Below are 26,080 nucleotides of genomic sequence, written 5' to 3' on the forward strand. Positions count from 1 at the left end.
GCCCGGACATGTCCGGGCGGCTTTCAAGAATGCGCAAATCAGGGCGGTCCCGCGCCAAAGCGCCCGGCCTTCATCCCGTTTCGCATCCTATTCGGCAGGCACGAGCGCTTCGTGAGCGAGGCTGTCGATTTCCGCGTTGCCGTCCCGAACGCCCTGCGAGACAGGGCTCGGGATCGTGCTTGCCTCGGTGAGAGACAGGATCCGCTGCGCCATTTCGGGGATCAGAATGGCCAGGGACTCCGGCGTATGGAAGCCGCCATTCAACTGACAGGTCGAAAGGAGATAGTTCCGGTAGAAGCGGATCATTTTCGGATCCGGCTTTGGGGCCTTCGACCAGAATTCGGCGAGCGGGCCCTGAAAGGTCAGCCCCTCGACATCGTAGACGGCCTTGCCGAGGCACTTGACCGGAATGCCGTTCATCACGCCCTGCAGTCCGCCGGTCGAGTTGATGGTGACGAGGCAGTCGGTCCGGTCCATCAGGCCGGCGATGCCGGCCTTGCGCATGTAGACGGCCCGTCCCTCAAGATTAAGCTCGCCCGCCAGTGTCTCGAAGCATTGCTGCAAGCGTTCGATGCCGTAGTCGAGCGGATGCTGCTTGACGACGAGAAAGGCGTCCTTCGGCGCATTCTTGGCAAAGGAGGTGAGGACCTCTTCGAGAAAGCGCTTGTTGGTGCCGAACGGAGAGTGGAAGCGAATCTGGCCGTCGCCGGGCTTCTGCATCAGGACCAGATAGACCCGCGCGCCGCGCTTGGCTTTGTGCGCGTCGATTTTCGCCAGCAACGCGCTCTCGTCATGCCACAGGCGCCAGGAATATTCGCTGAAATAGCCAATGCCCTGCCTGGCGATGCTATCGCCGTAATAATGCGAATTATACGGCAGGATCGGCTTCAGGAGGATGCTCCAGAAGAAGTGGCGCATGGTGTTGACTACATGCGGCCGCATGCGCACCGGAAACTCCTGACAAACTTTCTGCGGCTTCGGCGCCTCGCTGATCACGGAGGGATCGCAGCTCAATTCGCTGTTTCCGTTCACCCCGTTCTGCGCGAGGGTCACGTGATGCGGCCGCAGATAGCCGTTTTCGAGAACGAGGCGGGTCAGGCCGAGGCGCTTGGCGATCGCCAGCGCCGTCCGGTTGCGCGGGAGGGTGTCGTTATATGTGACGACGGTCTGGATGGCCCGGGACCGGATGACCTCACGCAGGAAGCGGGCCCAGCTGATCGAACGGTCGAGCATGATCCTGTTGCGCGCCGGGGTTTCGACCCAGTCGCCACCTTCCAGAACCACCCGGTAGACTTCCGCACCTTGGCTCTCGAGCGTCGCGGCCAGCTCGCGAAAAAAATGGCCGAATGGAGCGCCAATGAACAGGATGCGTTTCGTCGCCATACGTCGGAGCGTTCCTCAATTTTCCGGTCCTGCGGCACGCCACCGCTCGGCGAACCCCGTTTTCGCTGCCATAGCGGGTTTACACCCGCCGGGTCTTCTCCCGATCGTCTGATCGCGAGGGTCCGACAGTGTTTCTGCCAAACCGGTGCAAGACCGCAACATCGACTATGCCATTCTCAGGTAACCCTACGGAAGATCCGCATGGTCACCACTCGGCCTCTCTCGAAAACTATGCCTTTACGGCTATTTTCCGACCGCCTTCGATTCTTAGACTAGAGCCTTCGGGCCATATGGCAAAACACACATATCGACGCATGTGTAATATCACGAGGTGGTGATCATTTCCATGCCGGCATTGCATTGCAGCATCACGGCGCGCGCTCTGGTGCCGCCGAGTCACAGTGCTTCGACGCAGCGCAGGCGCCGTTCGCCAGTCTAAAAAAAGGGCGGATTGCTGCGATGGCGAACGGCCCAGGCCGATGCCGGCGGGTCGCCTCGCGACGAGGTGGCTATTCCAGCGTCAGGAGTTCGACCCGGCGATTGCGATAGATGAGGCCGGCCTTGCCGGACAGAAGCTCCAGAGCCCTCGTCCCGAACAGCTCGCGCCGCCAGCCCGACAGCGCCGCAACCTCGGCATCCTCGCCCTTCGAGGCGAGCTGCTCGAGATCGCTCGAAGAGGCGATCAGCTTGGCGGCAACGCCCTCTTCCTCGACGACGATCTTCAGGAGCACCTTCAAGAACTCCACCGCCGCGGCGGTTCCCTCAGGCAGGGGCTGGGGCCGGGGGACGGCCGGAAGTTCGGATTTGGGCATGGCCAGCGCACGGTTGACCGCGGCGATGATCTCGCGGCCGGGGCCGCTGCGCTCGAAGCCCTTGGAGAGGGAGCGCAGCCGCGACAGCGAGGCTTCGTCGCGCGGCTGCTGCTGGGCGATCTCGTAGATCGCGTCGTCCTTGAGGATGCGGCCGCGCGGCCTGTCGGCGTCGCGCGCCTCGCGCTCGCGCCAGGCGGCGACCTCCTTCAGGATCTGCAGTTCGATCGGCTTCTTGACGCGCAGCTTCAGGCGCCTCCACGCCTCGTCGGGATGCAGGTCGTAGGTCTCCGGCGCGGCGAGAAGCGCCATCTCCTCGTCGAGCCAGCTCTTGCGGCCGCTCTTTTCGAGCTGCGCGTCGAGCGCATGGTAGACGTCGCGCAGATGCGTCACGTCGGCGAGCGCGTAAGCGAGCTGCTTGTCGGTGAGCGGCCGCCGGCGCCAGTCGGTGAAGCGGGAGGTCTTGTCGATCCGGGCGTCGGTGAGCCGGGCGACGAGCTGGTCATAGGCGATCGATTCGCCGAAGCCGCAGACCATCGCCGCGATCTGGGTGTCGAACAGCGGCTCGGGCACGCGGCCGGCGAGCTTGTGCAGGATCTCGATGTCCTGGCGCGCGGCGTGAAACACCTTCAGCACCGTCTTGTCCGCCATCAGCGCGTAGAGCGGCGACAGGTCGATGCCGGGCGCCAGCGGATCGATGATGACGCCCTCATCGGGCGAGGCCATCTGGATGAGGCACAGCTCCGGCCAGAAGGTCGTCTCGCGGATGAATTCGGTGTCGATCGTGACGAAATCGAACGTCGCGAAGGTCTTGCAGGTCTCGGCGAGTTCCGCCGTCGTCGTGATCAGATGCATGATTCTTCTTTAGCCCGAAGAAACGGCTGGGCAAAAGAAAAATGCGTCACGAAAAAGAGACAGCGGGAGGCTGTTCTCACGGTCGCCGTGCAGCGGCCGTTACGTCCGTCGTCTTCACAGGCCTGTCACGGCGGATTGACGGCGCCGGACCCATGCCGCCGCTTTCAAGTGGGACGACCGATGATACCTAACTCATCAAATGCAACTCAAGCAGGAACCTTGCCATGTCTTCCAGTGCATCGATCATTTTCCTCGCGGCTGTGATCGCACTTTCGGCCGGCGCGGCGTCGGCCGAGGAGATCACGATCCAGGTTGATGACGCGGCCGCGATCCGCGCGGACGGGGGAGCCTCAACCCTCAAGCTCCAGCTCGATGAAATGTCGGCCGCTCGCTTCGCCAGCTTCACCATGTCCAACATGGGCGAAAACGTCGACATCCTCGTGGACGGTCGGGTGGTCGCGTCTCCGCGGATCACCGGCGTCATTGAAGATGGGCGGCTTTCGCTGGCTTCGACGGTCGAGACGTTCGGTGAATTGCAGGAAATCGTTCGCCAGCTGAATGCCGGCGACGCCAGCGCCGCGGCGCTCTCGCGCGACTGAGCACGGCCCGAGGTCTTTTCCCCTGGACCCGCTCCCCTGTCTGCCTCACCCGTAGAAGCGGACGCGCCTTGACATCGCAAGGCGCCCATGTGCTTGTCCGCCACCGAATCCGAACAGTTTTCGCGTCGTTTCGCCGTCTGGCGAAGCGCGCCGCCATTTTAGCCCGACGAGACCTGCCATGCACCGCTACCGCACCCACAGCTGCGCCGCCCTGAAAAAGGACAATGTCGGCGAGACCGTGCGCCTTTCCGGCTGGGCGCATCGCATCCGCGACCATGGCGGGCTTCTGTTCATCGACCTGCGCGATCATTACGGCCTGACGCAGGTGGTGGTCGATCCCGATTCGCCGGCCTTCAGGACCGCCGAGACGGTGCGCGGCGAATGGGTGATCCGCGTCGACGGCAAGGTGAAGGCGCGCTCCGACGAAACGGTGAACGCCAAGCTTCCGACCGGCGAGATCGAGATTTTCGCCGAGGAGATCGAGGTGCTGTCGCAGGCCAAGGAACTACCGCTGCCGGTGTTCGGCGAGCCGGAATATCCGGAGGACATCCGCCTTAAATACCGCTTCCTGGATCTGCGCCGCGAGACGCTGCACAAGAACATCATGCGGCGGACGCAGATCATCGCCAAGATCCGCTCTTTGATGCAGGAAACCGGCTTCACCGAATTCCAGACGCCGATCCTCACCGCTTCGAGCCCCGAGGGCGCGCGCGACTTCCTGGTGCCGTCGCGGCTCCACAACGGCATGTTCTACGCCCTGCCGCAGGCGCCGCAGCAGTACAAGCAGCTCCTGATGATGTCGGGCTTCGACCGCTATTTCCAGATCGCGCCCTGCTTTCGCGACGAGGACCCGCGCGCCGACCGCTTCTATGGCGAGTTCTACCAGCTCGACGTCGAGATGAGCTTCGTCGAGCAGGAAGACATCTTCCAGACCATGGAGCCGGTGATCCGCGACGTCTTCAAGACCTTCGCCGACGGCAAGAAGGTCTCCGAGACCTTCCGGCGGATTCCCTATGCCGAATCCATGAAGAAATACGGCTCCGACAAGCCGGATCTGCGCAATCCGATCGAGATGCAGGCGGTGACCGAGCATTTTGCCGGTTCCGGCTTCAAGGTCTTTGCGGGCATGATCGCGAATGACGACAAGGTCGAGGTCTGGGCGATCCCGGCCAAGACCGGCGGCTCCCGCGCCTTCTGCGACCGGATGAACTCGTGGGCGCAAGGCGAAGGCCAGCCGGGCCTCGGCTACATCTTCTGGCGCGAGGAGGGCGGCGCCGTCTCCGGCGCCGGGCCGCTCGCCAAGAACATCGGCGAGGAGCGCACCGACGCCATCCGTACCCAGCTCGGCCTCGAAGCGGGCGACGCCTGCTTCTTCGTTGCCGGCCGTCCGGAGAAGTTCGTGTCCTTCGCGGGCGCTGCCCGCACCCGCGTCGGCGAGGAGCTGAACCTCCTCGACCGCGACGCCTACGAGCTCGCCTGGATCATCGACTTCCCGTTCTATGAATATGACGAGGACGAGAAGAAGGTCGATTTCGCCCACAACCCCTTCTCGATGCCCCAGGGCGGCATCGAGGCGCTGGAGAACGAAGAACCCCTGTCGATCAAGGCGTTCCAGTACGACATCGTTTGCAACGGCTACGAAATCGCATCCGGCGGCATCCGCAACCAGCTGCCCGAGACGATGGTGAAGGCCTTCGAGCTTGCCGGCTACACCCGCGCCGACGTCGAGGAGCGCTTCGGCGGCCTCTACCGCGCCTTCCAGTACGGCGCCCCGCCCCATGGCGGCATGGCCGCCGGCATCGACCGCATCGTCATGCTGCTCTGCGGCGCCAAGAACCTGCGCGAAATCGCGCTCTTCCCGATGAACCAGCAGGCGTTTGATCTGCTGATGGGGGCGCCGGCCGAGGCGCAGCCGGCGCAGCTGCGCGAGCTGGGGCTGCGGGTGGCGAAAGGGCAGAAAGAGTAGCTCGGCGCTATTATTCCGACTACCTACGCATCGTGGTCGAGCGAATCAGCTTATTATCTTTGTCGTATTCCAAGATACGTATGCTTTTAGCGTCTTGTGGATCGACAAGCCTCCCGTTTTCATCGTGTGAAAAAATTTTGATTTTGACAACTGGAACGAATTTTTCGGCCTGACTTACGTCGTTTGTTTCTATTCCATGACGCGTCAACATGACAAATTGCTGCTCGGGCGGCAATGAATCGTGAGGAATATTCTCGACTTCACCGGAGAAGGCTGTCATAATCTCGACTGTACCTGGGTGATGAGGTCTAAGCGACATTACTTTGTCTCCTGCCCGGCAGTAATTTGGAACTGCTAGGGTTGCAATAAATATTACTGCTCTAACGGTTACGCAGCGTATCGTCGAATTTCGATTTATAAGCAAATTCTCCTTAGTGATCGCGCTGGCTAAGAGCGTCCAAAATAGCGTAGCGATTCGGAAAAAGTTTTTTGGCCGTTTCTTCGCATTTCGTACCTTTACTTAGCGTGTAGGCGACCATTGACTCCGCAAAATCTTCGGCGATATCGGTGTCCGAATATTTTGACGGCGACCGAGGATCGAATTTCATGGCCTCTTGCCATGCTTGTTTATTTATTTCGTCTTTCCATATCTCTTGTTGATAAATATGCCCGCCTTCATGTATAAGTGTTGATTCTATCCAGGCAGAATTTGAATTACTATTGTTGGGATAAAATGTTACGCGGCCGGCGCCACCGGTGGCACCCGAAACAAAGTTAGGAATGTTGTATTTTTTTTCCCAATATTCGTCTAATGGATTTTTGTTCGGACTGATGACAACTTCCTTCATGGTCGCTAATTGCTGCGCTGGCACCGAGCCAAGGCCAATCGCAATGGTTTCCGCTAACGGCATACTTTTTGGCGGTTTGATTTTCGGGTATGTAGCAGGGGATATTATTTTTATTTTATTACTTCCGATGAGAACGACGTATTCATGCGAGTTTGTAGCCTCGGTATCTCCCGGAAAAACATGCTTTGTACAAGCTGCCGAAATCAACTTATAATTTTTCCTGATTCGATCAAAGTGTTTTTTCTCTGCTCCAACGGTCTCGGTTTTTCGCAAGAATGAGCATTCGGGCGGGATATCTTTATCTTTGATGGTGGGGTATACGGGCGGCGCAGCGGGAATTGGAAACTTTACGCCTTGGGGCGCATATCGGCCAAGGGACTGCTGCCCGATAATCACGCTCGCGCACCCCATCGCGATCCGGTTCGACTTCCCCGACGCTTCGAGGATCGTATCCCCCTGGCGGCAGGCGGGAAGACCGTTGATGAGGACGGTGGGGGAGCCGTCGATGACGACGCCGGGGCCGTGGCGGCAGAGGTGTTTGTCGGCGCCGCCGGAAACGGCCGTGATGGTGGCGCTTATGCCGGCGAGTTCCGCGGCCTTGATCGCGATCTCGGCGGCCTTGGCGGCGGGCGCGGCGGGGGTGGCCATGGCGGCGCGGGTGGCGGCCTCGGCGATCTGGATGCGGGTGTCCGAGGCTGTCTTTGCCGCCCTCAAACCGACGGCGTTCCCGATCGGAATGCCACGCCAGGCCGGCTTGCCGCCGATGATGACATTGGCGCTTGCGGGCCCCGGCAGGAGCTTGCCTGGGACCTTGTGAGCGACCGGGTCGAGACGGCGGGCGGCCGGGCCTGTGGGCATTTTGCCCTCATTGGTTGTTAATATGATTGATAAAACAACCAATGAGAGTGGCGGTCAAGCTGGTCTTACCGGCCGGTGAAGGGGAAACCTCCCGCTTCTTCCCAGGGGCCATCCAGATAGTGCCAGAGAAGCAGCCCGGTGCCTGTCGCCGCAAAGGGCGTGAAGTCGGCCCTGAGTGTCTCGAAGGTCGCCCTGGCCTCGTGTGCCGGCACCTTGTTCTGGATCGTCACATGGGGGCGAAAGCCCTGGGCATCCTGCGGGGTCAGGTCGCCCTGAAAGCGCTGGGCGAGGACCTTGCGAAGCGCCGTGAGCGGGGCGGAGTTGATCTCGAAGGCGCTGCCGAAACCGAGGAAGCGCAGGCCGGAGACGTTAAGGGGAAGCGGCGGCGTTTGGCGCGTCAGTTCGCGGAGCGCGGCGGCGATTTCGGCCTCCTTCCCGCCCGGCAGATGATGAAACAGGGTCAGATGCGCCGGGATGAGATTGCGCGACGGCGGAAAGTGGCGCCGGCGCAGCCCGTCGAAGACGGCGAAGCTCTGATCGTCGAATTGCACGGTGAGGATCAGCGGGGTGTCGGCCATGGCGTGGTCACGGCTTTTGGCTGGCGCTCTTCGCATCGTCGCTCGCGGCGCCCGCAATGTCCTCGGCGCCGCGCACATGGGTGAGAAGCTCCGGCTCCAGGCGATCACCGTGAAGCACCGAGATGTCGCCGGTCGTCTCCAGCACCACGGCGCGGACCTCGCTCATCGCCTGGATGTTGGCGCCGCGCAGCTTGGCGTAGACGTCGCCGGGCGACACCCGGCTCTCAGCCATCGCGGCGTCGATGAAGCTGCCGTCGCGCATGAGGAGAAGCGGGTCGTTGTCGACGACAGCCGTGATGGTTCGCGAACGGCGCCGGCCAAAGGCCAGCGCGACCTGGATGCCCATCAGGACGGCGATCGCCACCACGGCCTTGAGGAAGGCCGGCCAGTCGGACGTCGTCGCGGCCGAGGCGAGAAGCGAGCCGGTCGCCAGGGTGATGACGAAGTCGAAGGCCGTCATCTTGGAAAACGATCTGAGGCCGATGACACGCACCAGAGCGATGACGGCGGCAAGGGCGATGGCTGCAAGGATGATGCCGCCGAGAACGGCGTCGGGGACGGGGGGCAAGCCGAAGATGACGGTTTCCTTTGCGTCTTTGCTTTTGAAGGCGTGACCGCAGCACAACCTCTCGACACTTGCCGAAAGCTTTTCGCGGCTCAAAAGCAAAACGCCGACCGGGCGAGAAAGACCGGTCGGCGTCAATTTTTTTTGGCTCTGCCGATACTTCGGCCCCGAATGCCGGGGCTTTGGCGTTATTCGCTGGTCGCGTCGTTCGCCGTCACGTCGAGCGAGAGCACCTGCGGCAGGGTCTGCGGCGCGCCCATCGCCGCGCCCATGATCTGCATGGCGGGGATCGGGCTTTCCGGGTCGATCGAGATCGACAGCGACTTCGGATCCTTCAGGAAGGTCGAGACGGCACCCGACACCTTGTTCTGGAACTCCGGGTTCTGCAGCTGTGAGAGCATTGCGGGAACGGTCTGCTCGATCTGCTGGATCAGCTGGTCACGGGTGGTGCCCTGCTTCTTGGCGTAGAAATCGAGAAGCTTGTCCGTCAGGCTGTCGTCGACGAAGGTGATGTCGGCCGAGCCGAGCGAAAGCTGCGACAACAGGCCCATCATCGCCATGCCGGAATTCTGGTTGCCGTCCGGGTTCTGCTGCATCTGCTGCGAGATTTTCTGCATCGACTGGATGAAGGCCGGGGTGTAGCCGGCCATCTCGTAGGTGAAGGAGAGATTGCCGGCATTTGCGACATTGATGTCGAACGGATCGAGCGAAACCGTTCCGGTCTTCGGATCCCAGCTCGCGCTGCCCTCGGCCGTCCCGGAAAGATTGCCGTAGCCCAGATCGGACATCGTCTTGGCCGTCTCGGGGTCCGCCTTGGTGAAATCGGCGTCGAAGGTGCCGAGATTGAAGTCGGACGAGAAGCTGTCGTCGCCGTCATTGGTGGTGTTGTCGATCGAGGCGCCGGTGAGGCCGAAGACCTTCGCGCCGGCCTTTTCGACGGTCATCGACTGAAGCCCCGCCTTGTCGAAATAGACTTCCGAGAACTGCTTGGCCGGCGGCAGGCCGGACCGATCGGCGGGCAGGATTTCGGCGCCCTCGATGGACATGCCGGTAATCGTCGTGCGCGTGTCACCCTCGGTGACGTCGATGTCGTCGATCGGAATGCGGGCGATCTTCCAGCCGTCCTCGGTCGAGCCGGTGACGTTCTCGAAGGTGATGTCGCCGAGCTTGGCCGGTTCCTCGCCCTTCGGCGACGCGGTCATGCCCTTGAGGATGACGTTGTCCCCCTCGGATGTGGCGCTGTCATAGGCGATCGTCATGTTCTGATCGGCGGCGACTGCCTTCAGCCGCTCGCCAAAGGCGTTCGCGTCGGCGGCGAAGGCCGCTGTCGTGCTCATCAGCGCGACGGCGATCGTGGTCAGGGACACGGATGTCTTGGCGAACATTGAAACCTTCTTTCAGCTTTGAGCCCGGCGCGAGGCGCAACTTCTGACCATGCCCCGGGCAGGACTTAGCGCGGTCGAATGCGGCAATCTACGGAGAATTCGGGCAGCGAGAAGACCCCGGGGGTGCCCGGGGGCGCCGGAAGGAAAAATATCTGGCGTTCAGGGGTCACAAAAAGCTGAGGATCCTTCCGTTCCGGTCTTGTTCCGCGCCGCGACCTCCGCTAGACGCGGGGACATGGGCAAGGCAGCGGAACCGCCCGGCGGCGGCGACATCGAACCGATCGACCTCAAGACGGCGCTCGAGGAGCGCTATCTTGCATATGCGCTGTCGACCATCATGGGGCGCGCGCTGCCGGACGTCCGCGACGGGCTGAAGCCGGTTCACCGGCGCATCGTCCATGCCATGCGCATCCTCAGGCTCGATCCCGGCGACGCCTACAAGAAATGCGCCCGCATCGTCGGCGACGTGATGGGCAAGTTCCATCCCCATGGCGACGCGGCCATCTACGACGCGATGGTGCGCCTCGCCCAGGATTTCTCGGTCCGTTACCCGCTGATCGACGGCCAGGGCAATTTCGGCAATGTCGACGGCGATAGTGCGGCGGCCATGCGCTACACCGAAGCCCGGATGACCGACGTCGCGACGCTGCTTCTGCGCGGCATCACCGAGGACGCGGTCGATTTTCGCCCGACCTACAACGAGGAGGACGAGGAGCCGGTCGTCCTGCCGGGCGCCTTTCCGAACCTCCTCGCCAATGGCTCGTCCGGCATTGCCGTCGGCATGGCGACCTCGATCCCGCCCCACAACGCCGCCGAGCTCTGCGACGCGGCGCTGAAGCTGATCGAGGAGCCGGAAGCGACCACCGATCAGCTGCTGCGCTTCGTCCAGGGTCCGGATTTTCCGACCGGCGGTGTCGTCATCGACAGCCAGGCCCAGATCCGCGAGGCCTATGAGACCGGCCGCGGGGGGTTCCGCGTGCGCGCGCGCTGGGAGAAGGAGGATGTCGGGCGCGGCAACTATGTTGTCGTCGTCACCGAGATCCCCTATCAGGTGCAGAAGTCGCGGCTGATCGAGAAGATCGCCGAGCTCTTGCAGGCGCGCAAGCTGCCGCTGCTGGCCGACATTCGCGACGAATCCGCCGAGGATGTGAGGATCGTGCTCGAGCCGAAGAGCCGGGCTGTCGATCCCGAGCTGTTGATGGAGTCGCTGTTCCGGCTGACCGATTTCGAGAGCCGCATTCCGCTCAACCTGAATGTGCTGTCCGGCGGCAAGGTGCCGAAGGTCATGTCGCTGAAGGAGGTGCTGGCCGAATGGCTGGCCCATCAGCGCGACGTGCTGCAGCGGCGCACCCGCTATCGGCTCGGGCAGATCGACAAGCGCCTCGAGATCGTCTCGGGCTATCTCGTCGTCTTTCTGAATGTCGACGAGGTGATCCGCATCATCCGCGAGGAGGATGAGCCAAAAAAGGAGCTGATGGCGACCTTCGATCTGACCGACAATCAGGCCGAGGCCATCCTCAACATGCGGCTGCGTTCCCTGCGCAAGCTGGAAGAATTCGAGCTCAGGCGCGAATACGACGCGCTGACGGCCGAGAAGGCCGAGAAGGAAGCGCTTCTCGGCTCAAGCGACAGGCAGTGGGCAAAGGTCGCCGAGGAAGTGCGCGAGGTTCGCGAGACCTTCTCCAAGAAGACCAAGCTCGGCCGCCGACGCACCCGCTTTGCCGACGCGCCGAGCCATAATCTCGACGACATCGCCGTAGCGCTCATCGAAAAGGAGCCGGTGACGGTCGTCCTGTCGCAAAAGGGCTTTTTGCGCGGGATGAAGGGGCATCTGGCCGATTTCTCGGCCTTCACCTTCAAGGAAGGCGACGCCTTGAAGCTTGCCTTCCATGCGATGACCACCGACAAGCTGATCTTCCTGTCGACGGGAGGGCGGGCCTTCACGCTCGCCGCCGACAGGCTTCCCGGCGGCCGCGGGCAGGGCGAGCCGATCCGCCTTGCCGTCGAGATGGAAGACGAGCACGACATCGCAACCGGCTTCGTCGCCGATTCCGAGCGCCAGCGGCTGATGGTCTCAACCGACGGCACCGGCTTCGTCGCCAGCGAGGCTGACATGCTGTCCGGCACCCGCAAGGGCAAGCAGCTGGTCAATGTTTCGGGCAAGGCCCGCCTCGGCCACGCTGTCACGGTTTCGGGCGGCGACACGGTGGCGATCGTCGGCGAGAACAGAAAGCTCCTCGTCTTCCCGCTCTCGCAGGTCCCGCAGATGGCGAGAGGCAAGGGCGTGCGCCTGCAGCGCTACAAGGATGGCGGCGTCTCCGACGTGAAGGTGTTCAAGCTCGCCGAAGGCCTGTCATGGACCGATTCCGCCGGCCGGGCCTTCCTGCGTCAGGAAGCCGAGCTGCTCGAATGGCGCGGCGACCGCGCCCAGGCCGGCCGGCTGGTGCCGAAGGGTTTTCCGAAGAACAACAAGTTCGTGGGGTGAGGGGCCGGCCCTGACAGGTCGTCATTCTCGGGATGGCGGCTTACCACCCTCACACATGCCGAAATACGCTTTCAAGACAGCGCCGTCTGACGAAACTTGGAAAATGCCCCAAGGCACGGTTTGAAGGCGCCTGCCTCAACGCTTCGTCATTTTCGGGCCCGCCCCGAGAATCCTGTGTTTCGGCTTGAGCTCGACGAAGGCGTGGATGCCGAGCGTTGCGATGATGACGCCGCCGCCCAGAAGCGAAAGGTTGGAGGGGCGTTCCAGAAAGATCAGCCACATCCAGATCGGCGCGAGCACCGTCTCCAGGAGATAGCCCATGGAAACGACGGGCGAGGGCACGAACATCGGCCCCGCCGCAAGACAGATGAGGGCGAGCGGCATCAGGATCGCCCCGTTCACCACCAGCCAGCCGACCGCCTCGGATTCGATGCCCCCGCCGGTAACGACGAAGGGCAGCGCGATCAGCGCCGGCACGATCGCCGCGAGGGCGGAGGCGTAGCGCATGTCCTGCCGGCTGCGCCGGGCGAGGGTGAGGGCAAGGGCGATGAGAAAGGCCGTCGCCAGGGCGGCGAGATCGCCGATCCAGTGGCCCGCCTCGAGCCCGGCGCCGATAATCAACAGGACGCCGAAAAGCGTTGCCGGAATGGCGAGGAGCGTTGCGCGGGAAGGCTTTTCGCCGGCGATCGCCCAGGACAGGAGCGCGGCAAATATCGGATTGAGGGCGAGGATGAAGACCACGTTGGCGGCCTTGGTCTCGTAGACGGCGACGAGGAAGGTGAGGGTCGCGACCGCGTAAAGGCCGGTGACGAAAAGGCCGAGCCGTCCGGCGATCAGGGGGCCGCTCGCGCGGCCGAGGCGCCGCGCGAGCCACCACAGGAAGACGGCCGCAAGCGACGACAAAGCGCCGCGCACCAGAACGACCGTATAAAAGCCGCTCTCGGAAAGCCGGATGAGGGGGATGTCCCCCGACAGGACGATGCCGCCGAAGCCGACCAGCGTCAGTCCGGTGGCGTATCGCGCGGCCGCGTTCGTCTCAACGGCGTCGAGAGATGGGGCGGCCATGAGGTGGGGTCCGGCTGTTCGGGGATCTTGCACCGCAGGTCAGCGGCTCGTGGCGTCGCGGCAATGGAGCCGTGCGGGGCTGCCTCGGGCGTCTGTGTCTTCAGCCCGAGTAGCGTTCCCAGCCTTTCGGGGTCAAGTGCTCCTGGGGCTGGAAGCGGATCTTGTAGGCCATCTTCTTGGAGCCCTCGACCCAGTAGCCGAGATAGAGATAGTTCAGGCCGAGCTTCTTCGTGCGCTCGATGTGATCGAGGATCATGAAGGTGCCGAGGCTGCGCTGGTCCTGCGACGGCTCGAAGAAGGAATAGACCATCGACATGCCGTCGGCCATGACGTCGGAGAGCGCCACCGCCAGGAGCTCGCCGTCGGAGGATTGGGTGAAGCGGGAATCCGGCCCCTTGACCCGATATTCGATCAACCGCGTATCGACCTGGCTGTCCTCCACCATCATCGCATAGTCGAGGACGCTCATCTCGGCCATGCCGCCGGTCGCGTGGCGGTGGTCGATATAGCGGCGGAAGAGGGAATACTGTTCGCTGGTCGGGCTCGGCGCCGCCATGCGGGCGACGAGGTCGGAATTCTTCGACAGGATGCGGCGCATCGAGCGTGCCGGCTCGAACTCGTCGACCAGGATGCGCACCGAGACGCAGGCGCGGCAGCGCTCGCAGGCCGGGCGATAGGCGATGTTCTGGCTGCGGCGAAACCCGCCCTGGCTGAGAAGATCGAGAAGGCCAGGCGCACGGTCGCCGACGAGATGGGTGAACACCTTGCGTTCGGCCCTTCCGGGCAGATAGGGGCACGCCGATGGCGAGGTCAGGAAGAACTGCGGCGTCTGCGGGTGGTGGACGGTCACGTGCTATCCCGAAAAAATCAAAGCCCGTAATACCATGGTGCGACGATGGTGAAAGTTAACCACACCAGGAGCACGAGGGGAACACCGGCTTTGATGAAGTCGATAAAGCGGTAGCGACCCGGCCCCATGACGAGAAGATTGGTCTGATATCCGATCGGCGTCGCGAAAGAGGCGTTCGCTCCAAAAATGACGCAGGCGAGCCATGGTTCCGGCGAAACGCCGAGCCGGCGCGCCATGTCGAGCGCGATCGGGGTGAACAGGACAGCCGTCGCATTGTTCGACAGGAAGTTCGTGGCGATCGCGATCACCAGGAACAGCCCCGACAGGAGCACAATCGGCGGCGCGTTGCCCAAGGCGTCGAGAGCGCTTTCGGCGATGAGATGAGCACCGCCGGTGCGTTCGAGAGCGGTCGCCGCCGCGATCGAGGCGCCGACCAGCATCAGGATCGAGCGATCGATGGAACGGGCCGCTTCGCCGATCGTCAGGCAGCCGGTCGCGACCATGGCGACGGCGCCGCAGACCGAGAGAACCTCGATCGGCAGAATGCCGAGTGCGGAGATCGAGACGATGGTCACGAAGATCAGGGTGGCGAGAAGCGCCTTGGCCGATTGCGGGATCGGCTGGGCCGAATATTCCAGGAGAAGCAGATCGTGATTGCCGCGTAGCGAGGAAATGTTGGCTTCGCGCCCGCACAGGAGAAGCGTGTCCCCCGGCTCCAGCCGGATCTCCGAAAACGCCGCCCGTGCCATCCGGCTCTTGCGCTGCAGGCCGAAGAGGGTGATGCCGAACTGGGTGCGCAGGCCGGAAAACTGCATCGTGCGGCCGGCATAGCGCGAGCCCGGGGCGACGACGGCCTCGGCCATCACCATGTCCGGCCCGATCTTGTTGTCGCGCCCGGCCTTCTCGCCGCCGGTCGGATCGAGCGTCTTGACCTTGAGATTGCCCCGTGAGAGCGCCCGGGAAAAGGCGCGCCGCGTCGCCGTGACGATCAGCCGGTCGCCGACGGACAGCGCGATGTCGTCGAAGGGCGGCAGGATGGCCTGCTCGTTGCGGATGATCATCCGCGGAGTGAGGTCGGAAAGGCCGGGAAACAGGCCGGATCGCGCGGTCAGCCCGAGAAAGGCGTGTTCCTCGGTGATGTCGATCTCGCCGAGAAACTGCTTGCCGCCCGGATCGACGACGCGGCCGTCCTTGGCTTCGCGCGGCGTGAGGATGCGCGGCATGACCTTGATGACGTAGACCGCGCCGACGACGGCGATGGCGAGCCCGGGCACCGTGATGTCGAAGAAGCCGAGCGTGATGCCCGAGCGCGCGGCAACGCCGGCGACGAGGAGATTGGTCGAGGAGCCGATGAGCGTCGTGACGCCGCCGAGAATCGAGAGGAACGACAGCGGCATGAAGACGTGGTTCGGCGAAATGCCGCGCTGCGTCGCCAGCATCGTGACGATCGGAATGAAGATGACGACGACCGGGGTGTTGTTCAGAAAGGCCGACAGCACGGCCGCCGAGATCAACACGATGGCGATGGCGCCCGCCTCGGCGTTACCGCCGACGCGCGCCATCCACGCCGCCGGCCGCGACATGGCATCGGTCGCAAACAGGCCCTGGCCGACGATGAGCAGCGCCAGGACTGTGATCAGCGCGGGATTGGCAAAACCGGACAGAAGGTCGGCTGTCGTGACGGCATGGCCGCTGGCGTCCGTATAGGGAAACAGCGAGAACAGGAGCAGAAACGCGCTCAGGGACGCTGCCGCGACCGCTTCGATGGGCCATCGCTCGGCGGCGTAGCCCACGACGCTCACTGCGATCAACGCGTAAGTGAGCCAGATGTGAAACAAATCCATGAAGCATCGCGAGCTGTTGTCCCCGCGACGTTATCTCCGGCCCGGAGCCGGCTGACAACCCGGCGCCGTATGAATCATATGCCAGCCGGTGATTTCACGCCCTGATTGCACTTTCGCGGTCCGGCTCCGGCGGCAGGCCCGCCGCGTCTCAGTATTCGCGGTCGCGGACGACAACGGTGCCGAGCAGGAGATCGTGCAGCAGCTGCTTGCGCGGCGTGAACAGGGCGACGAGGAGCACGAACGGCGTCAGCACCGCATTCGACGCCCAGAACAACACGCCGTGGAGTACGGCCAGAGGCGGATCGACCTCGCCGCCGTCGAGCCGGGCGATCCTGACGCCGGCCATCCGCATACCGGGTGTCGCCTGGTTGGAGCCGCCGAGGGTGAAGGCGAGGTAGAGGATCGCGATCACCGGCAATAGAAAGGCATAAAGGCCCCAGGCCAGCCCGAAGGAGAGGATGCCCAGAACGAAGACGACGATCGCCGCGGGCACCGAGAGAAGCAGGACGATCGTATAGTCGAAGACGAAGGACATCATCCGCCGCGTGCGAACGCCGCTATAGGCGCGCGGAGCGTCGATCTGATCCGTCCGGGTCTCCCTGAGCGTGGTGTCGGTCACGGGCGTTCTTTCTCCACAAGTGCAAGTGTTCGCCCACAAAGATGGTGATGCCCCGGCGTTGCTGCAATGTTTCGGCGTATTCACCCGCGCGGTTGTCCCTGGCGAGGGAGCGGGAAGACTTCGCGTGATTGCCAGCGCGCTCTCGCTTGATCTCAGCCTCTGTTCTTCAAAGCCGCGAGATGAGCCTTGAGATCGAAGTCCTCGGCCGCGACTTCGCTTCGTGCGATGACGAGATCCTCGGCGAGGATCCGGCGGCCGAGCATGTGTTCGCCGGGCCGGTTCACGGTCTCGATGCCAAGCAGCTTGTCGCCGCGGAAGCAATAGGCGACGAGCTTGCCGCCTTCGCCGAGCGCTGCCATCTCAACATGGTCGGCGCCGGCCGTCATGCCGACGATCTGCAGCTTGAACGGGCCCTGGTCGCTCCAGAACCAGGGTACGGCGCGATAGGGCGCAATCGCTGCCGTGTCCTCGCCCGCAATGATGCTCGCGGCAACGAGCTTAGCCTGATCGACCGCGTTCTGCACCGATTCCAGCCGCACGGTCCGCTCCGCAAAGGGCGAATGAAACGCGGCGCAGTCGCCGATGGCGAAGATGCGCGGATCTTCGGTGCGCATATGGTGATCGACGAGAATGCCGTTGTCCGTGGCAAGGCCCCCATCACGCGCCAGCCCGTCATTGGGCAGGACGCCGGCGGCGATCAGCACCAGATCGGCGGCGACCTCGCTGCCGTCGGAAAGCGTCACGGCGCGGACCCGCTCCCTGCCGAGAATGGCGGAAACGGCTGTGCCGAGGCGGATGTCGGTTCCCATCTTGCGGTGTTCTTCAAGGAAGAAGCGCGAGACCTCCTGCGAAACCGTGCGGCCCATCAGACGGTTTGCTGCTTCGACCACGGTCACCTCCTTGCCGATGGCGCGCAGCGCGGCGGCGACCTCGAGGCCGATGAAGCCGCCGCCGGCGACGGCGATCGTGCTTGCGTCGGTGAGGCCGGCGCGCAGGCTTTCGGCATCTTCGGCCGTGCGCAGCTGGTGGACGCCGGCAAGGTCTCGTCCCTCGATCGGCAGGACGCGGTTCGATGCGCCGACGGCAAGGACGAGATGGTCGAAGGGCAGGCGCTCGCCCGATGAGAGCGCCACGAAGCCGGCTTCGCGATCGATGGCATCGACGGTCTCGGCCGGACGATAAGCGATGGCGTTCTTTTCGAAGAAGCTGTCCGGCTTCAGAAGCAGGCTGTCGAACGCGGCGTCGGTCTTGATGTAGGTTTTCGACAGAGGCGGCCGCTGATAGGGCAGGCGGGGCTCTTGCGAGATGATCGTGATGGAATCCGAATAGCCGCCCTGGCGAAGGCTTGCCGCCACCTGAAAGCCGGCCTGGCCACCGCCGGCGACGACGGTGCCGACTGCATCGGGTTTTGATCCATTGGCTGCAAAACTCATATGCCGCCTCCTTTCCAATCGTCGCGAGCCGGACATCTGCGTTCAGACCACAGCCGCTTCGCCAATTATGCAGGGCGGCCGCGGCGTCCGATGCCTGAAAGCGTCCCGATTCGCGTTGCTGTCACGGGCCCGTTTTGACAGGTCAGCCTGCGCTGATGAAGTGTCCGATCACCGGCGTTTTGCTGCCGGGCCGTCGGGGCATGATCGGCGCCGGGTCTAGCGTTCGACGAGACAAGGATTTTTCCCATGCAGACACCCGAAGCGTTGAACGCGGCTTTCGCCTCCGGCAGATCCCACGATGTGGTGGTCGAGAGCTTGCGTTTCGCCGGCGTCACCTCGGTCCTCGATATCGGCTGCGGCGAGGGCCGGCTCGTCTCGCGGCTTCTGGACGAAGGCTTCGTGGCCGCCGGGGTCGATCCCAATGACGTCGCGCTGGAAAAGGCGAGGACCAGGGCTCCGGCGGCGCGCTTCGAGACGGCTGGTGCGGAGCAATTGCCCTTCGAGACGGCGAGCTTCGATGCTGCGGTGTTCCTCAACTCGCTCCACCACGTCCCGATCGACCGGATGTCCGCGGCGCTGGACGAAGCCGGGCGTGTGACCGGGGCGAACTCCATCATTCTCGTCGTCGAGCCGCTGGCGGAGGGGAGTTATTTCGAGGCGATGCGTCCGGTGGAAGACGAAACGTCGATTCGCGGCGCTGCCGGTGCCGCGATCGCTGACGCGGTGCGGGCGGAACGATTTCATTTACGCGGCAATGTCGTTTTTAACGAAACAGTCCGTTTCAAAAACGTTGACAGTTTCCTGTCGCGACTCGTCGCTGTCGATCCCGCCCGGACCACCGCCGCAGAGCGCCACAAGTCGGAGGTCGAACGTCTGTTTCACTTACATTGTCAACCGGATGGCACCGTATTCAATCTCGTGCAGCCGATCAGAATCTACTGGCTCTCGCAGGCGGCCTAGATTGGAAAACTTCCAATTTCATCGATCGTTTCTTCACGCGTGATATATTTTTACAATCACTTCGCAGTCGCGAAGAGAGATCGCGCAGCCTATAGTGCTTGTGACTGCTTCAAGTGGTCGCTTGTATAAATCAGGGCATCTTGAGACGACATGACGGAGTCTGACACCGCAGCCGCGCTGGCCGGCCTCTTCGAACAGGTAGCACGCCGCCTCCATTCAAACGGTTACGCATCGCATCTGTTTCCTGCGCAATGGTCTGCGCTGCGATACATTCATCACGCCGATGCCGATCGGCGTACGGCGATCGATCTCGCCCGGCATCAGGGTCTGGCTTCGGGCGCCGTCGCGCGCACGGTCCGAACCCTCGTCGAAAAGGGTCTCGTTTCGAAGATGGGGACGATCGGCCGCGGCCGGGCCGAGCGGCTGGAACTGACCGAGAAGGGCCTTCAGCTCCTGAAGAGCGACCCGCTCCGCTCGGTCCGCAAGGCGATGGAAGACCTGTCGACCCACGAGCGCACGGTGCTCGCCAAGGGGCTGGAAACCGCCATCGACGCGACCCGCCTCCCGCCAAGCCGGGTCTGACCGTCAGCCGTCTGTCACGCCATCGGCAGCGTCGAGTTCGGCGCGCATCCGCGTGACGAGCAGGGTCTCGTCCCATGCGCAATTGTCGTGGGTGAGAAGCTCGCCGACGGCGATCGGCCGGGTCACGCGGGCATGTTCGGCCAGGCCGAGGGGAAGCGCGCGTTTGCCTCTGGCGTCGCGCCATTCCAGCGCATAGCCGCGATAATCCGCCATGCCGATCCGGCCGAGGATCTCGCCTTCGCCAAGCGCTCGTTTGGCCACGGCGCCGCACTCTGCGACCGGCCGATCGACCGGGACCATGTCCGGCCGCCGGTGCATCACCGCGCGCGCCGCCGAAAGCGGCGTCTCGAGGCTCGTCAGATGAAACGGCCGCACGAGAGCGAAGCAGGGGCCGGGACCGACCTTGAGATCGGCCATGCGCTCGATCGCGCGCGGGTGACGCGGCTTGACCACGCAAAACACCCCCGGCGCGACGCCCTTGCCGATCGTGTAATCGACGCGTCCTGCTGCCGATAGAACCCCGCCATCGGCCTCTTCGCACAGGGTCTGGGCGAGATTGTCGAGCGTCGCCTCCGGGCCGTGCATGCCCGGCACGTCGGGGATGAGGCCGGTGGAATTGGCGATCGCCGTCATCTCGACCATCGTCTTCGAACCGTCGATGAACTCGACGAGCATGCGGGCGTTCATCTCCCGCAAGCGCGCCTCTTCCTCGTATTCCTCGGGCACGGCGTCATGGCGCAGCGGGTTGTTCTTGCCCTTGCCGGCGGCGATCACATCCATGCCCAGCGACTGGGCGAAGGAAATCAGCTCCAGCGTCGCGGCCGGTTCGTCGCCGGCCGAGCCGGTGTAGACCGTGCCGGCCGCCTTGGCCCGTCTTGCAAGAAGCCGGCCGACGGTGATGTCCGCCTCGACGTTCAACATGACGATGTGCTTGCCGTTCTCGATGGCGAGTAGGGCGAGCCGCGTCCCGATCTCGGGGCTGCCGGTCGCATCGACGACGACATCGATCCGGCCGCTCGCACAAAGCGCGGCGATGTCGTCGGTCACCGCGATCTTACCGGCCTCGATCGCCGCGTCGATCGCAGAAGGCGACGAGGCGACGACGCCATGGGCTTCGTCGAAACCGGCCATGGCGATCGCCGCCATCGGCCGCGTCGGCCGGTTGGCCGCGATCGCGCCGACGCGCACCCCGGTCATCAGCGCGGATTGCACGACGATGTCCGTGCCCATCTGGCCGGCGCCGGCAAGTCCGATCGTCACGGGTCCGTTGCGGTCCGTATAGGCGGCGAGTTCGGCGGCAAAGCCGATGCGGTCGATCATGGTCTAGCTTCCCCCCGGCATCTCGCCGCATTTGAGCCGCGGCAAAGCCGACGCTTCTTCATCAAACGCCGATCTACCGGTTTGGACAGGGCTTTGTCACCCGCTGGCATGGGACTTGGCGACGCTCGCGAAGGCGTGATGGCCCCTGGCGCTGTTCAAAGTCTGGCCTTTCCACTTTGGAATCGATACATCCGGGCCATGACAAAAGCCCCTTCCGACAAGGCCAAGTCCAGCCGCGAAGCGCGCCTCCAGAAGGCGCTGCGCGCCAATCTCATGCGGCGCAAGGTCCAGCTGCGTGCTCGCCGCGACGCGGCCACCGACACGCTCGAATCCGACATGTCGAACGAGCGGCAAGGCGAGCCGGCCGAGACGGCGGAGCGGGAGGAGCCGCCTGGTCAGTTCGCCGAATCAGACCGCTGAACGCCGGTATGTTGGCGGTTTTGTTCAAGGTCGAACTCACCGGCCTGGCTTAGATAAACCGATCACACCGCCAAGGTGGAGAGCGAAGGGCGCCATGTGGGCCAACGCGGGGGCTGCGCGCATGCGACGGCTGACGAACCGCCGTTTGAAGGTTGAAGCGAAGGACGACTGCGGGCGCAGGGTGACGACGACCGCCCTTTGCGACCGATCCGAACCACAGCCCGATGGGGGGCGGAATGTCGGTGTCGACCCGTGAGTGTCAATTCGGGTTGTCATCCACCTTGGAATATGTGTCATATAGATTGGACAGTCGTTGGCGGCCGAGATGGCCAGGGATGTGGACAAGCCGCGTGGGCGGTCTTAGAACCATTCCGATCAGGAGTGCACGATGATTGACTACCAGCGCCATTTCGATTCCGCGATCGAGGCTCTTCACGCCGAGCGTCGCTATCGGGTCTTTGCCGATCTGGAGCGAATTGCCGGCCGCTTTCCGAAGGCGATCTGGCGGCACGAGGGCGACGCGCGCGAAATCACCGTGTGGTGTTCGAACGACTATCTCGGCATGGGCCAGCATCCAGACGTCATCGGCGCAATGACCGAGACGGCCGGCGTGATGGGCTCGGGGGCGGGCGGCACGCGCAACATCTCCGGCACCAACCACCCGCTGGTCGAGCTGGAGCTCGAGCTCGCCGACCTGCACGGCAAGGAAGCCGCGCTGGTCTTCACCTCCGGCTTCGTTTCCAACGAGGCCTCGATCTCGACCATCGCCAAGCTCCTGCCGAACTGCCTAATCCTCTCCGACGAGCTCAACCACGCCTCGATGATCGAGGGCGTCCGGAAGTCCGGCGCCAAGAAGCAGGTGTTCCGCCACAACGACCTTGCCCATCTCGAAGAGCTTCTCGCCGCAGCCGAGCCCGACCGGCCGAAGCTGATCGTCTTCGAAAGCGTCTATTCGATGGATGGCGACGTCGCCCCGATCGGCGCGATCTGCGATCTCGCCGACAAATACAACGCCATGACCTATATCGACGAGGTCCACGCCGTCGGCATGTACGGCCCTCGCGGGGGCGGCATCTCCGAGCGCGACGGGGTCGCCCACAGGATCGACGTCATCGAGGGAACGCTCGCCAAGGCCTTCGGCGTACTCGGCGGCTATATCACCGGCTCGAAGGCGCTGATCGACGCGGTTCGCTCCTATGCGCCCGGCTTCATCTTCACCACCGCCCTGCCGCCGGCACTCGCCGCCGCGGCGACCGCCTCGATCCGCCATCTCAAGACCAGCCAGGTCGAGCGCGATGCCCAGCAGCGCCAGGCCGCCCAGGCCAAGGCGATCTTCGCTTCCGCCGGCCTGCCGGTGATGACTTCCGACACCCACATCGTGCCGGTTGCCGTCGGCGATCCGGAGCTGTGCAAGAAGGCGAGCGACCGGCTGCTTTCGGAACACGGAATCTATATCCAGCCGATCAACTATCCGACCGTGCCGCGCGGGACCGAGCGGCTGCGGATCACGCCGACACCGCTCCATGACGACACGCTGATCGCGACCCTGCGTGACGCACTGGTCGAGACCTGGAACGCCCTCGGCATTCCGTTTGCGGCGGAACGCCCGGTCAGCCTTGAACGTTCGGAGAAGGTCACACCGCTGGTCGTTTCCCAGGCCGGCGGCTGAAAGATCCGCGTCGCTTCGAACCGCGGATCCGCCCTGTCGAGGATCCGCCGATGAAAGCCTCCTTCGCCGAACTGATCTCGCGATTGCCGCAACCGGCCACGAACGCGTGGCCCGACGGGCGATTCGACGTCGAGGCGATGGCCCATGGCACCATGTCGCTGCAGCTTTTCGCGCCGCGCGGGCTGGATCGCCAGCCCCCCCACAGCCAGGACGAACTCTATATCATCGCCTCCGGCGACAGCGACTTCGTCCACGAGGGCGAGCGGTTTTCGGCCAAGGTCGGCGACGCGCTGTTCGTCGCCGCCGGCGAAGAGCATCGCTTCGAAAACATGTCCGACGACTTCACCACCTGGGTGATCTTCTGGGGGCCGGATGGCGGCGAGGCGGAAGCCCCGAACCCGGACCTCTACGCCTCTGTCGATGCCTGACCGGGACGGGCCGTGGCTTTCGCCCCTCGCCAGCGGTAACCGTTCATTCGCCCGGCGCGCTGATCGTGTCGCCGCCGGCGTTCTCGCGCGCCTCGCGGCGCGAAACGCGCTTGGCGAGGAACGGCACCACCATGGCGATGGCGAAAAACCGCACCACGTGATGGGCGGCGACATAGGCGGGATCGATGTCGAACTGGAAGGCGAGCACCGTCAGCGCCTCGAGGGCGCCCGGCGCATAGGCGAGCGCGACGTTGGGCGCCGGCAGGTCGACCAAGACCACCGCCGCGATCCCGGCCAGCCCCGTGCCGACGAGGGAGAGGGCGAAGCAGCCGAGTGAGGGAACGAGCAGTCTTAAGAATGCGCCGATCTTGATGCCGCTCAGTCTCGCGCCGACGATGATGCCGAGAAGAACGAGGCTCGGCAGGGCGAGAAAGGCGGGCAGCGAGACAGAAACGATGTCGGTCGCGTGCAGGACGGCGCTGCCGATCAGCGCGCCGAGCATCATGCCGCCGGGAATGTTCAGCTTTGCCGCGAGCCAGGCCGTGACGGCGCAGGCCGAGAACATCAGCGCATATTCGAAGGCGGAGCCGTCGCCGGACGGCCGGATCGACGAGCCCATGACGTCGCCGCCGCCCTCCAGCGCTCCGAGCAGCGGCACCAGCGCCGCGATCAGCATCAACAGCCGGATCGACTGGATGATCACCACCCGGCCCATATCGGCCCGGGTCTCGGAGGCCGCAGCGACGACGAAGGACAACGCCCCCGGCAGCGAGGCGAAAAGCGCCGAGGCGTGATCCCATCGCAGGCCGCGCCTCAGATAGGCGTAGCACAAGACGACGGCGAGAAAGACGCCGACGAACTGGATCAGGAAGGACAGCGGCCAGAGGGCGATCTGCGATGCCACCTGCGGCGAGACGCCGGAGCCGGCCTGAATGCCGAGGACGAAGAAGGCGAAGGTCTTCAGAAATTCCGGCGGCCGCGTGTCGAGGCCGGACAGGCTGCAGAGCGTCGCTGCGACGACCGGGCCGAGCAGCCATGCGACGGGGAGCGCGAGAGCGTTGGCGACGACGCCGCCGACAAGCGCGGCGGCGATGGTGATGGCAAGGTCACGCAGCTGGCGCGGGGCGGCGCCACGTCGGCCCGTCACACCTGATATCCGATCCATTCGGCCAGCCGGTGGGCGGCCGCTTCCACCTCGTCGAGCCGGCGGTGGAAGCAGGCGCGGAAGAACGGCGCGCCCTGCGGCCCGAAGGCCGTGCCGGGTGCGACTGCGACCTTCGCCTCATCGACGATGCGAAACGCCGCGGCCCGGGTATCGGTGACGCCGTCGATCTTGAAGAAGGCGTAGAAGGCCCCGTCGGGCGGCGACAGCTCGACCTTGTTGGTCGCCGTCAGGATGTCGCAGAAGATGTCGCGGGCGGTCTCGGCCCGGGCGATCTGGTTCTCGACGAATTCCTCGCCCTGGGTGAGGGCGGCGATGGCGCCGCGCTGCATGAAGGCGGCGACGCCCGAGGTCGAATACTGGATGAGGTTCTCGACGATCTGGCCGAGCGCCGGGCTCGTCTCGATCCAGCCGACGCGCCAGCCGGTCATCGCCCAGTTCTTGGAGAAGGAATTGATGAAGATGATCGCGTCATGGGCCGCCATCACGTCGTGAAACGAGGGCGCGCGCAGGCCGTCATAGTAGAAGCGCGCATAGATCTCGTCGGCGATGATGACGACGCCGGCCTCGCGCGCGATCTTCAGGATTCCAGCCAGCGTCTCCTGGTCGGCGGTCCAGCCGGTCGGGTTAGACGGCGTGTTGACGAAGAGCGCCTTGGTGTTTGGACCGATGGCGCTCTTCAGCTTGTCGAGATCGAGGTGCCAGCGCCCTTCGGCGAAATCGAGGCTCACCTCCCGCCGGCTGGCGCCGAGCAGCCCGGCCGCCGCCTCGAAATTCGGCCAGACCGGGCCGATATAGACGACCTCGTCCCCCGCCCCGGCCAGCGCCATCAGCGCCAGCTGGATCGCATGCATGCCCGATCCGGTGACGAAGAAGCGGTCCGATTCGAGATTTTGGCCGTAAAGCCGGCTCGAATACTTGGCCAGCGCCTCGCGCAGCTCCGGCAGCCCGCGCTGCCAGGTGTAGAAGGTCTCGCCCTCGGCGAGGCTGTGAGCGGCGGCATCGGCGATGAACTTCGGCGTCGAAAGATCGCCCTCGCCGGCCCACATGGGGATGAGCCCCTCCTTGCCGCGAGCATGATTGACGACGGCAACAATGCCGCTTTCAGGCGCCTCCACGGCTTCGCGGCGCAGGCGGGTGAGATCGAGCATGGGGTGGGGCTTTCAGGTGTCGGGTGTTCCGCGCCGTGCGACCAAGTCAAACCCAGGTCGCCGCGCTGATGATTTCATTGGGGCATAGCATTCCGATCACCGGCGGAAAAGCGGCGATGCTGCGGCGCGAGAGGTTGTGATCGCCTCCGCCGGAGCTTTTCTGCGACCGGACTTCTTCGGCTCGTCACGGTGGGTCTGGGGAATTTTGCTCTCCCGCAAGCGGTTCGCTGGCCGAGTACGACTGTC

23 protein-coding genes are annotated in these 26,080 nt (G+C 64.1%); 8 read left to right on the forward strand and 15 right to left on the reverse strand.

Features of this window, described 5'->3' with window-relative positions; genetic code table 11:
* Nucleotides 1-87: 87 nt before the first annotated feature.
* Together J6595_RS17215 and rnd are read right to left on the reverse strand one after the other, a co-directional pair.
* Nucleotides 88-1,383 carry a capsular biosynthesis protein gene (locus J6595_RS17215; RefSeq protein ID WP_209595975.1) on the reverse strand — a complete coding sequence of 432 codons (1,296 nt, stop codon included), beginning with the start codon at nt 1,381-1,383 and terminating at the stop codon, nt 88-90.
* Between the two features lie 509 nt (nt 1,384-1,892).
* Nucleotides 1,893-3,041: a ribonuclease D gene (rnd, locus tag J6595_RS17220; RefSeq protein WP_209596119.1), complete on the reverse strand. Its 1,149-nt coding sequence runs from the start codon at nt 3,039-3,041 to the stop codon at nt 1,893-1,895.
* Between the two features lie 230 nt (nt 3,042-3,271).
* Here rnd and J6595_RS17225 point away from each other — a divergent pair, with 230 nt between their 5' ends.
* Both J6595_RS17225 and aspS read left to right on the forward strand, forming a co-directional pair.
* Complete coding sequence (locus J6595_RS17225; RefSeq protein WP_209595977.1) at nt 3,272-3,646, forward strand: SecDF P1 head subdomain-containing protein; 375 nt, start codon at nt 3,272-3,274, stop codon at nt 3,644-3,646.
* Nucleotides 3,647-3,824: 178 nt separating this feature from the next.
* On the forward strand, nt 3,825-5,612 hold the full coding sequence (gene aspS, locus J6595_RS17230; protein ID WP_209595980.1) for an aspartate--tRNA ligase: 1,788 nt from the start codon (nt 3,825-3,827) through the stop codon (nt 5,610-5,612).
* Nucleotides 5,613-5,631: 19 nt separating this feature from the next.
* On the opposite strand, the gene J6595_RS17235 is transcribed toward aspS, so the two are convergent.
* The 5 genes from J6595_RS17235 to J6595_RS17255 all read right to left on the reverse strand — a co-directional run bounded on the left by J6595_RS17235 (nt 5,632) and on the right by J6595_RS17255 (nt 9,846).
* Nucleotides 5,632-5,931: a hypothetical protein gene (locus J6595_RS17235; RefSeq protein ID WP_209595982.1), complete on the reverse strand. Its 300-nt coding sequence runs from the start codon at nt 5,929-5,931 to the stop codon at nt 5,632-5,634.
* A gap of 112 nt (nt 5,932-6,043) precedes the next feature.
* Nucleotides 6,044-7,318, reverse strand: a complete 1,275-nt coding sequence (locus J6595_RS17240) for a PAAR domain-containing protein (protein ID WP_209595984.1) — start codon at nt 7,316-7,318, stop codon at nt 6,044-6,046.
* 65 nt (nt 7,319-7,383) lie between these two features.
* Nucleotides 7,384-7,896 carry a 2'-5' RNA ligase family protein gene (locus tag J6595_RS17245; protein ID WP_209595986.1) on the reverse strand — a complete coding sequence of 171 codons (513 nt, stop codon included), beginning with the start codon at nt 7,894-7,896 and terminating at the stop codon, nt 7,384-7,386.
* Nucleotides 7,897-7,903: 7 nt separating this feature from the next.
* Complete coding sequence (locus J6595_RS17250; RefSeq protein WP_209595988.1) at nt 7,904-8,464, reverse strand: DUF421 domain-containing protein; 561 nt, start codon at nt 8,462-8,464, stop codon at nt 7,904-7,906.
* Nucleotides 8,465-8,649: 185 nt separating this feature from the next.
* The gene (locus J6595_RS17255; RefSeq protein WP_209595989.1) at nt 8,650-9,846 is read right to left on the reverse strand and encodes a hypothetical protein; all 1,197 of its coding nucleotides are present in this window, start codon (nt 9,844-9,846) and stop codon (nt 8,650-8,652) included.
* A 235-nt stretch (nt 9,847-10,081) separates the two neighbouring features.
* On the opposite strand from J6595_RS17255, the gene parC reads away from it, so the two are divergent.
* Nucleotides 10,082-12,331, forward strand: coding sequence for a DNA topoisomerase IV subunit A (gene parC, locus J6595_RS17260; protein WP_209595991.1), 2,250 nt, complete (start codon nt 10,082-10,084; stop codon nt 12,329-12,331).
* 135 nt (nt 12,332-12,466) lie between these two features.
* Here the strand turns inward: parC and J6595_RS17265 are convergent, their stop codons facing one another.
* From J6595_RS17265 to J6595_RS17285, 5 genes are all read right to left on the reverse strand, one after another.
* Entirely contained in the window at nt 12,467-13,396 is a 930-nt protein-coding gene (locus J6595_RS17265; RefSeq protein WP_209595993.1) for a DMT family transporter, read from the reverse strand.
* A 100-nt stretch (nt 13,397-13,496) separates the two neighbouring features.
* Nucleotides 13,497-14,246, reverse strand: a complete 750-nt coding sequence (locus J6595_RS17270; RefSeq protein ID WP_209595995.1) for an arginyltransferase — start codon at nt 14,244-14,246, stop codon at nt 13,497-13,499.
* 17 nt (nt 14,247-14,263) lie between these two features.
* A complete protein-coding gene (locus tag J6595_RS17275; protein WP_209595997.1) occupies nt 14,264-16,090 on the reverse strand; it encodes an SLC13 family permease in 1,827 nt (608 codons plus the stop codon).
* Nucleotides 16,091-16,238: 148 nt separating this feature from the next.
* On the reverse strand, nt 16,239-16,709 hold the full coding sequence (locus J6595_RS17280) for an RDD family protein (protein ID WP_342453236.1): 471 nt from the start codon (nt 16,707-16,709) through the stop codon (nt 16,239-16,241).
* A 152-nt stretch (nt 16,710-16,861) separates the two neighbouring features.
* Nucleotides 16,862-18,142, reverse strand: a complete 1,281-nt coding sequence (locus J6595_RS17285; protein ID WP_209595999.1) for an NAD(P)/FAD-dependent oxidoreductase — start codon at nt 18,140-18,142, stop codon at nt 16,862-16,864.
* Between the two features lie 246 nt (nt 18,143-18,388).
* Here J6595_RS17285 and J6595_RS17290 point away from each other — a divergent pair, with 246 nt between their 5' ends.
* Nucleotides 18,389-19,102: a class I SAM-dependent methyltransferase gene (locus J6595_RS17290; RefSeq protein ID WP_209596001.1), complete on the forward strand. Its 714-nt coding sequence runs from the start codon at nt 18,389-18,391 to the stop codon at nt 19,100-19,102.
* Between the two features lie 150 nt (nt 19,103-19,252).
* Entirely contained in the window at nt 19,253-19,684 is a 432-nt protein-coding gene (locus tag J6595_RS17295; protein WP_209596003.1) for a MarR family winged helix-turn-helix transcriptional regulator, read from the forward strand.
* A 3-nt stretch (nt 19,685-19,687) separates the two neighbouring features.
* On the opposite strand, the gene J6595_RS17300 is transcribed toward J6595_RS17295, so the two are convergent.
* Nucleotides 19,688-21,004: an NAD(P)H-dependent oxidoreductase gene (locus J6595_RS17300; RefSeq protein WP_209596004.1), complete on the reverse strand. Its 1,317-nt coding sequence runs from the start codon at nt 21,002-21,004 to the stop codon at nt 19,688-19,690.
* Between the two features lie 198 nt (nt 21,005-21,202).
* Here J6595_RS17300 and J6595_RS17305 point away from each other — a divergent pair, with 198 nt between their 5' ends.
* The 3 genes from J6595_RS17305 to J6595_RS17315 all read left to right on the forward strand — a co-directional run bounded on the left by J6595_RS17305 (nt 21,203) and on the right by J6595_RS17315 (nt 23,521).
* A complete protein-coding gene (locus tag J6595_RS17305) occupies nt 21,203-21,424 on the forward strand; it encodes a hypothetical protein (protein WP_209596006.1) in 222 nt (73 codons plus the stop codon).
* A gap of 391 nt (nt 21,425-21,815) precedes the next feature.
* Nucleotides 21,816-23,093: a 5-aminolevulinate synthase gene (gene hemA / locus J6595_RS17310; RefSeq protein WP_209596123.1), complete on the forward strand. Its 1,278-nt coding sequence runs from the start codon at nt 21,816-21,818 to the stop codon at nt 23,091-23,093.
* A 50-nt stretch (nt 23,094-23,143) separates the two neighbouring features.
* Complete coding sequence (locus J6595_RS17315) at nt 23,144-23,521, forward strand: cupin domain-containing protein (RefSeq protein WP_209596008.1); 378 nt, start codon at nt 23,144-23,146, stop codon at nt 23,519-23,521.
* Nucleotides 23,522-23,564: 43 nt separating this feature from the next.
* On the opposite strand, the gene J6595_RS17320 is transcribed toward J6595_RS17315, so the two are convergent.
* Together J6595_RS17320 and J6595_RS17325 are read right to left on the reverse strand one after the other, a co-directional pair.
* On the reverse strand, nt 23,565-24,668 hold the full coding sequence (locus tag J6595_RS17320) for an AbrB family transcriptional regulator (protein ID WP_342453237.1): 1,104 nt from the start codon (nt 24,666-24,668) through the stop codon (nt 23,565-23,567).
* Nucleotides 24,665-25,834, reverse strand: a complete 1,170-nt coding sequence (locus J6595_RS17325) for a pyridoxal phosphate-dependent aminotransferase (RefSeq protein ID WP_209596018.1) — start codon at nt 25,832-25,834, stop codon at nt 24,665-24,667. Before J6595_RS17325 ends, J6595_RS17320 begins: the two co-directional genes overlap by 4 nt.
* Nucleotides 25,835-26,080: the final 246 nt, after the last annotated feature.

Source organism: Jiella mangrovi (assembly GCF_017815135.1).
Taxonomy (GTDB): Bacteria; Pseudomonadota; Alphaproteobacteria; order Rhizobiales; family Rhizobiaceae; genus Jiella; species Jiella mangrovi.

What these genes read in the sequence shown, in the direction of transcription:
- J6595_RS17300 (WP_209596004.1), bottom strand. Translation starts at nt 21,004, where the DNA reads ATGATCGACCGCATCGGCTTTGCCGCCGAACTCGCCGCCTATACGGAC.
- J6595_RS17215 (WP_209595975.1), bottom strand. Translation starts at nt 1,383, where the DNA reads ATGGCGACGAAACGCATCCTGTTCATTGGCGCTCCATTCGGCCATTTT.
- J6595_RS17325 (WP_209596018.1), bottom strand. Translation starts at nt 25,834, where the DNA reads ATGCTCGATCTCACCCGCCTGCGCCGCGAAGCCGTGGAGGCGCCTGAA.
- J6595_RS17315 (WP_209596008.1), top strand. Translation starts at nt 23,144, where the DNA reads ATGAAAGCCTCCTTCGCCGAACTGATCTCGCGATTGCCGCAACCGGCC.
- J6595_RS17290 (WP_209596001.1), top strand. Translation starts at nt 18,389, where the DNA reads ATGCAGACACCCGAAGCGTTGAACGCGGCTTTCGCCTCCGGCAGATCC.
- J6595_RS17225 (WP_209595977.1), top strand. Translation starts at nt 3,272, where the DNA reads ATGTCTTCCAGTGCATCGATCATTTTCCTCGCGGCTGTGATCGCACTT.
- J6595_RS17275 (WP_209595997.1), bottom strand. Translation starts at nt 16,090, where the DNA reads ATGGATTTGTTTCACATCTGGCTCACTTACGCGTTGATCGCAGTGAGC.
- J6595_RS17305 (WP_209596006.1), top strand. Translation starts at nt 21,203, where the DNA reads ATGACAAAAGCCCCTTCCGACAAGGCCAAGTCCAGCCGCGAAGCGCGC.
- J6595_RS17265 (WP_209595993.1), bottom strand. Translation starts at nt 13,396, where the DNA reads ATGGCCGCCCCATCTCTCGACGCCGTTGAGACGAACGCGGCCGCGCGA.
- parC (WP_209595991.1), top strand. Translation starts at nt 10,082, where the DNA reads ATGGGCAAGGCAGCGGAACCGCCCGGCGGCGGCGACATCGAACCGATC.
- J6595_RS17245 (WP_209595986.1), bottom strand. Translation starts at nt 7,896, where the DNA reads ATGGCCGACACCCCGCTGATCCTCACCGTGCAATTCGACGATCAGAGC.
- J6595_RS17285 (WP_209595999.1), bottom strand. Translation starts at nt 18,142, where the DNA reads ATGAGTTTTGCAGCCAATGGATCAAAACCCGATGCAGTCGGCACCGTC.
- J6595_RS17295 (WP_209596003.1), top strand. Translation starts at nt 19,253, where the DNA reads ATGACGGAGTCTGACACCGCAGCCGCGCTGGCCGGCCTCTTCGAACAG.
- J6595_RS17255 (WP_209595989.1), bottom strand. Translation starts at nt 9,846, where the DNA reads ATGTTCGCCAAGACATCCGTGTCCCTGACCACGATCGCCGTCGCGCTG.
- J6595_RS17235 (WP_209595982.1), bottom strand. Translation starts at nt 5,931, where the DNA reads ATGTCGCTTAGACCTCATCACCCAGGTACAGTCGAGATTATGACAGCC.
- aspS (WP_209595980.1), top strand. Translation starts at nt 3,825, where the DNA reads ATGCACCGCTACCGCACCCACAGCTGCGCCGCCCTGAAAAAGGACAAT.
- J6595_RS17240 (WP_209595984.1), bottom strand. Translation starts at nt 7,318, where the DNA reads ATGCCCACAGGCCCGGCCGCCCGCCGTCTCGACCCGGTCGCTCACAAG.